Consider the following 2,130-nt stretch of genomic DNA (forward strand, 5'->3'; position numbering starts at 1 on the left):
CAGAAGGCGGCCATGGGCAGGGCGGCGTGGGCCTCCACGATCATGGCGAGCGCCCGATCATAGGCGCTGCCTTCGACATGCCAGCGCGCGATCCGCAGCAATTCCCAGAAGCTGTGCGTGTTGGTCGCCGCCGCCATCTTGCGCAAACCGAGATTGACGCCTTCCGCCAGCAACACGTTCATCAGGCCGATCCGGTCGCTGCAGGGCGCGCCGGTGCGCAGATGCGTGAACGCCTCGGAAAATCCGGTTCGCTCATCGACTTCCAGCAACAGATCGGTGATCCTCGCGGGCGGGAGCTGTTGATAGAGATCGAGCACGAGATCCTCGGCCCCTTCGGGCGTGTCGGCCCTCAGCTTGTCGATGTGCAGCTTGCCGTTCTCGATGATGCCGCCTGGGATCGTGCCGGTTCGCGCCGCGCGGCCAAACTCCTTCAGCCGTGTATCCAGTCGAGCCCTGCGCTCGGCCAGCCATTCGCCGGGTCGCAGCGGCACGGCGAGCCGCGCGGTCTGCTCTATCGCCTGTGGCGGGACCAGAAGCTGCTTGAGGTCGCCATAGCGGCGCGATCCCGCCAACCATATGTCACCGGACCGGAAGGCGTCGCGGATGTGGAACAGCACCGCGATTTCCCAAAGCCGGTGGTCGCCGCTGGGCTCAGCGCGAAGATGACGATGCCATTTCGAGTTGGGACGTAGAAAATCCACCGGCGGATCGACCTTGATCCCGTTACGCAGCATCGCAACGGCCGCCAGAAGAGGCGTGGCGATCGGCGCCGCCTGCATGTCGAGCAGGCGCAGCATCCTGGGCGCGTAGAGGCGGAAACGGTGATAGCCGTCCAGCACACGGCTGAGCGGGTCGGCCGCGAGCACGTTGGTCAGCGCGGAGGCCGTGGCGACAAGGGTTCTGAACCGTTCCCAGCCAGGCCCGGTGGCGATTATCCCGTCCAGGGCCGTGCCATCGTCCTGCGCTCCAAGCAAAGCACCACCGATTTCGGCAAAGGACTTCAGCGTGTCCCGAACGGCCGCCTTTTCGTCGGCGATCCTGGTGTTGCAAAGGCGTTCGGAGGCCCGATAGAGACGGCCTACGATGCGATCGTGGGTCTCCACGATGACATCGGCCAGCGATGACCGCCATTCCAGGGTGCAGACAGCGAGGATCGCAAGCCGCCTGTCTTCGGGCAGATCACGCATGCCGTCGGCGTAATAGCGCTCGCCCTGCCGGCGAAGCCGGGTCACACGATGCGCCGGCACGCCGTCCAGCAAATCCGCCGGAAGATCGAACCTTTGAAGATATTCCAGTCGATCCATCAGCCGGTTAGCGGCTGCTGAATTTGCGCCAACCTCGAACTGTCGCAGCCATACGAAGCGCGTGACGCGACCATCCACCGTATCCTCCAACAGGTGAGCCAAATTCTCGCTCAGGGTTGGCGTGATGCGATGGGCGATAAGATCCTCGATCCGGCGCTCGGCCTCAACCAGCGCATCGGCGCAAAGGCGCTCGATCGTCGAGGAGCCGGGAAGGATCGTGCGGGTGCGGCGACACTCCGCAACGAAGCGACGGGCAAGATCCTCATTCGATGTCGCCGCCTCGGCTTCCCGAGCGATCCATTCGCGCAAATCCCGTGCGCCCCGCCCCGAAAAGGAGCGATAGCCGTAGATTCGGCGAAGGTCCGCCAGATGCTCGTGCCGGGTCTCCTCGCGCGCGGCATAGAGGAGTAGATCGTCGCTGGTCAGGCCGAGCTGGGCCGCGATGAAATCCGATACCTGCGCCGGGATCAACTCGCCAGGAGCGAGCACCCGGCCCGGGTAGCGCAGGACGCACAGTTGCAGCGCGAAGCCAAAACGATTGTGGGCGCGCCGGCGCTGGCGGATATGCCCGAGATCCTCATCGCTGAGGGTATAGTGCCGCAGCAGCTCACCTTGATCGACCGGCAAGTGAAGCAGCGCCTCGCGCTGTCGATCGGTCAGGGTCACGCGACGCGGCATACATGCTCCTTATTCTTTCCGAGCTACGGTTTGAGATAGCTTGATTGAGATGCTGGTTAAGATACACAATAGCCCAATCTTATGTGCTCATGTTCGTCACCGCCTCAAACCTTCGTTTGTGATCCATGCTGATCGGCTACGCCCGCGT

At 63.6% G+C, this 2,130-nt stretch carries 1 protein-coding gene; it reads right to left on the reverse strand.

Annotated elements, in window-relative coordinates:
- The coding region (locus OKA11_RS24240) for a Tn3 family transposase (protein WP_267225167.1) at nt 1-1,982 on the reverse strand (1,982 nt) is incomplete at its 3' end.
- Between the last annotated feature and the right edge of the window lie 148 nt (nt 1,983-2,130).

It is taken from the genome of Novosphingobium clariflavum (genome assembly GCF_026420865.1).
Classification (GTDB): domain Bacteria; phylum Pseudomonadota; class Alphaproteobacteria; order Sphingomonadales; family Sphingomonadaceae; genus Novosphingobium; species Novosphingobium clariflavum.